Genomic DNA, 4,297 nt, shown 5'->3' on the forward strand with positions numbered 1-4,297 from the left:
TCAGAAGAAGCCCAGCGGATTGATGTCGTAGCTCACCAGCAGGTTCTTGGTCTGCTGGTAGTGGTCGAGCATCATCTTGTGGGTTTCACGGCCAACGCCAGACTTCTTGTAGCCACCGAACGCGGCGTGTGCCGGGTACAGGTGGTAGCAGTTGGTCCACACGCGGCCAGCCTTGATGCCACGGCCCATGCGGTAGGCGCGGTTGATGTCGCGGGTCCAGAGACCGGCACCCAGGCCGAACTCGGTGTCGTTGGCGATCGCCAGGGCTTCGGCTTCGTCCTTGAAGGTGGTGACGCCCACCACCGGGCCGAAGATTTCCTCCTGGAACACACGCATCTTGTTGTGGCCTTTCAGCAGCGTCGGCTGGATGTAGTAACCGGTGGACAGGTTGCCTTCCAGTTTTTCCACCGCGCCGCCAGTGAGCACTTCCGCGCCTTCCTGCTGGGCGATGTCGAGGTAGGAGAGGATCTTCTCGAACTGCTGTTGCGAAGCCTGGGCGCCGACCATGGTGTCGGTGTCCAGCGGGTCGCCACGCTTGATGGCTTTGACCTTCTTCATCACCTCGGCCATGAACGCCGGGTAGATGGATTCCTGCACCAGGGCGCGGGACGGGCAAGTGCAGACTTCACCCTGGTTGAAGAAGGCCAGGACCAGGCCTTCGGCGGCCTTTTCGATGAAGGCCGGCTCGGCCTGCATGATGTCTTCGAAGTAGATGTTCGGGCTCTTGCCACCCAGCTCCACGGTGGAGGGGATGATGTTCTCGGCGGCGCACTTGAGGATGTGCGAACCCACCGGGGTGGAGCCGGTGAAGGCGATCTTGGCGATGCGCTTGCTGGTGGCCAGGGCCTCGCCCGCTTCCTTGCCGAAGCCTTGCACCACGTTGAGCACACCGGCTGGCAGCAGGTCGCCGATGAGCTCCATCAGCACGGTAATGCCCAGCGGTGTTTGCTCGGCGGGTTTCAGTACCACGCAGTTGCCGGCGGCCAGGGCCGGGGCCAGCTTCCAGGCGGCCATCAGCAGCGGGAAGTTCCACGGGATGATCTGGCCGACCACGCCCAGCGGTTCGTGGATGTGATAGGCGACGGTGTTCTCGTTGATCTCGGCCGCGCCGCCTTCCTGGGCGCGGATGCAGCCGGCGAAGTAGCGGAAGTGGTCGACAGCCAGCGGGATGTCAGCATTCAAGGTTTCACGCACGGCCTTGCCGTTGTCCCAGGTTTCGGTGACGGCCAGGACTTCCAGGTTCTGCTCGATGCGGTCGGCGATCTTCAGCAGGACGTTCGAACGGTCCTGCACAGAGGTGCGACCCCAGGCATCGGCCGCGGCGTGGGCAGCATCCAGGGCCTTCTCGACGTCTTCGGCAGTAGAGCGGGGGAATTCGGCGATCGGCTGGCCATTCACCGGCGAGGTATTGGTGAAGTACTGGCCTTTGACCGGGGCGACGAACTCGCCACCGATGTAGTTGCCGTAGCGGGACTTGAAGGAAACGACAGCGCCGGGGGTACCGGGTTGGGCGTAACGCATGGTGTTTCTCCTGTCTCTTGTTTTGTTGGAGATAACGCAGGGTGGCGTATGTCTTCCACAGAGCAAGTGCTGGGCCAGGGCGTGGAAAGCACCGTCCCAGAGCGGTTCTTGCGCCGCACCTATAGGGCGAAGGTGGGCGCTTGTGACATGCCTGCCACAGTTGAGGGTGACACTTTGTCACGCATCTGGCACAGCAGGTGACCAGCGGGTCAGGGGGCCATTGCAAAGGCATCGATGCTGGAGGATGCTGCGTCGACGCGAATGCCGTTCCACGGCCCGGGCTGCCTCCCGGAAGCGCGCAGGAGAACAACAACAATGCAGAATTCTCTCAGCCGTCACGCCCAGCAGGTGATGACCCTGGCACAAGGGAAGGCACAGGCCAGCGGGCCGGCTGCCGACCCTTCGATTGCTCGCTCCTGGCTGCGCTGCCTGGAGGACTACCACCTCGATCCGGCCCAGCCGGTGGCACCCACGGTGCTGGAGCACGGGCGCATGCTCGAATGCCGCGAGCGTATGCAGCAGGTGCTCGAGGTGGCCAATGGCGAGATGAACAACCTCTACCGACAGCTCTCCGGGGCCGGCCATGCGGTGCTGCTGACCGACGCCCGCGGGGTGATCCTCAACTGCGTTACTGCCCATGCCGAAAGACCCGCCTTCGAGCGTGCCGGGCTCTGGCTCGGCGCCGACTGGAGCGAGTCCAGCGAGGGCACCAATGGCATCGGCACCTGCGTGGTGGAGCGCCAGGCACTGACCATCCACCAGGACGAACATTTCCGCAGCCGCCATACCGGCCTCACCTGTTCTGCCAGCCCGGTGTTCGACCCACAGGGTGAGTTGATGGCAGTGCTGGACGTGTCATCCGCTCGGCACGATGTCTCGCGCCAGAGCCAGTTCCACACCATGGCGCTGGTCAACCTCTCGGCGAAGATGATCGAGAGCTGCTATTTCTTGCGTCGCTTCGAAGGCAAATGGCTGCTGCGCTTCCATTTGCAGGCCGAGTACGTCGGACTGTTCAGCGAAGGCTTGCTGGCATTCGATGGGGAAGGGCGGATCAGCGCGGTGAACCAGAGCGCGATCAACCTGCTGGGGCTGCCCCGCGAACGCTTGATCGATCAGTCGGTGGAGGCCTTCTTCGATTGCCGTCTCGACGATCTGCTCGGCCGCGCCACCCCACAGCCAGTGACCAGCTGGCCGTTGCGCACACGCAATGGTCGGTCCCTGTTCGCCGCCCTGCGCGGTCAGCCACGCACCATTGCACAACCCATTCCACTGGAACCGCCAAAACCGACACGCCCGGGCATCTGCCTCGGGGACGCGGCGCTGCAGAACGATTTCCGTCGCGCGCTGCGCGTGTACGAGCGCGACGTACCGCTGTTGATCAACGGCGAAACCGGCTCCGGCAAGGAAGCCTTCGCCCGTGCGCTGCACCAGGCCAGTTCCCGTGCCGAGCGACCCTTCGTTGCGCTGAACTGCGCGGCCATTCCGGAAACCCTGATCGAGAGTGAACTGTTCGGCTATCGCGGCGGCAGCTTCACCGGCGCCCGCAAGGAAGGCATGCGCGGCAAGCTGCAGCAGGCCGATGGCGGCACCCTGTTCCTCGATGAAATCGGCGATATGCCGCTGGCACTGCAGACCCGCCTGCTGCGGGTGCTGGAGGAGCGCCAGGTCGTACCCATCGGCGGCGAGCCGCTGTCGGTTGATGTGCGCATCATCAGCGCCACCCACCGCGAGCTGGAGGAACGAGTGCGCAGCGGGGGCTTCCGTGAGGACCTGTTCTATCGCCTGAACGGCCTGGTCCTCGACCTGCCGCCCCTGCGTGATCGCAGTGACAAGCCGGAGCTCTTGCATTACCTGCTGGCGGAAGAGGCTCGAGGGATGCGTATCGTGCTTACCGAAGAGTCTCGCCAGGCCTTGCTCGACTACCACTGGCCGGGCAATGTGCGGCAGATGCGCAACGTGCTGCGTACCCTTGCGGCGCTGTGCGAGGACGGCATCATTCGAATTGCCGACCTGCCTCGCGAGGTATTGCGCGCGGCACCCTCAGCGACCGTGCCCGAGCCGGTAGCGAGCCCGCTGGACGACGCCGAACGCAGCGCATTGCTCAATGCGCTGGATAGCCAGCGCTGGCACATGACCCGCACCGCCGAGCAACTCGGCATCAGCCGCAACACCCTCTATCGCAAGCTGCGCAAGCACGCGATTGCGACGCGGGGGTAGAGGGCGGGCTGTTTTCCCCTGTGGGGGCGATTTCAATCGCTGACCGGGCCGTAGGGCCGGCCTGCTGATTCGCTCCCAGCGTGGCGGGCACGGGCCAGGCGCTTCGCTGCCAGTGTTCAGACGACCCGCGGAAATCCCTACCTCCCACTGACCATTCTCCCTGCACGAAAACCCCATTTTCCCCGCGATCTTTCCGAACCGGTCTGATAGCGGCGGGCCGGTGTGAGCGGCAACCTTCGGCGTTTGTTTCTGACGACGGAAGGTTCAACCGCATGCTCGCTGCAATCCGCCCCTTCTTCGATCACAGCCGCCACCAGCTCAAGGTCCGCAACCTCGACGCCACGCTCGACGTGCTCGCCTTCCAGGGCGAGGAGGCGCTCAGCGAGCCGTTCCGCTACCGCATCGAGTTCACCTCCAGCCAGCGCGATCTGCCGGTTGACCAGCTCCTGGGGCAGGACGCCGCGTTCAGCCTCTACCCGTCGCCCATGCCGCTCCCCATCATCGGCCTCAGCCCGCCGGTGAACCGGCCGCTGCGCACCTTGCATGGCGTCCTCACCGG

The 4,297-nt window shown here is 64.5% G+C and carries 2 protein-coding genes and 1 pseudogene; 2 read left to right on the forward strand and 1 reads right to left on the reverse strand.

Features of this window, described 5'->3' with window-relative positions:
- Positions 1-1,521: an aldehyde dehydrogenase family protein gene (locus tag E8E75_RS07480; protein ID WP_120653154.1), complete on the reverse strand. Its 1,521-nt coding sequence runs from the start codon at positions 1,519-1,521 to the stop codon at positions 1-3.
- Positions 1,522-1,836: 315 nt separating this feature from the next.
- Here E8E75_RS07480 and E8E75_RS07485 point away from each other — a divergent pair, with 315 nt between their 5' ends.
- Together E8E75_RS07485 and E8E75_RS07490 are read left to right on the forward strand one after the other, a co-directional pair.
- Complete coding sequence (locus E8E75_RS07485) at positions 1,837-3,738, forward strand: sigma-54-dependent Fis family transcriptional regulator (RefSeq protein WP_120653153.1); 1,902 nt, start codon at positions 1,837-1,839, stop codon at positions 3,736-3,738.
- 272 nt (positions 3,739-4,010) lie between these two features.
- Positions 4,011-4,297 (forward strand): annotated as a pseudogene (locus E8E75_RS07490) (type VI secretion system tip protein VgrG); the annotation flags it as partial.

This window comes from Pseudomonas sp. BN606 (assembly GCF_029873115.1).
Taxonomy (GTDB): domain Bacteria; phylum Pseudomonadota; class Gammaproteobacteria; order Pseudomonadales; family Pseudomonadaceae; genus Metapseudomonas.

What these genes read in the sequence shown, in the direction of transcription:
- E8E75_RS07485 (WP_120653153.1), top strand. Translation starts at nt 1,837, where the DNA reads ATGCAGAATTCTCTCAGCCGTCACGCCCAGCAGGTGATGACCCTGGCA.
- E8E75_RS07480 (WP_120653154.1), bottom strand. Translation starts at nt 1,521, where the DNA reads ATGCGTTACGCCCAACCCGGTACCCCCGGCGCTGTCGTTTCCTTCAAG.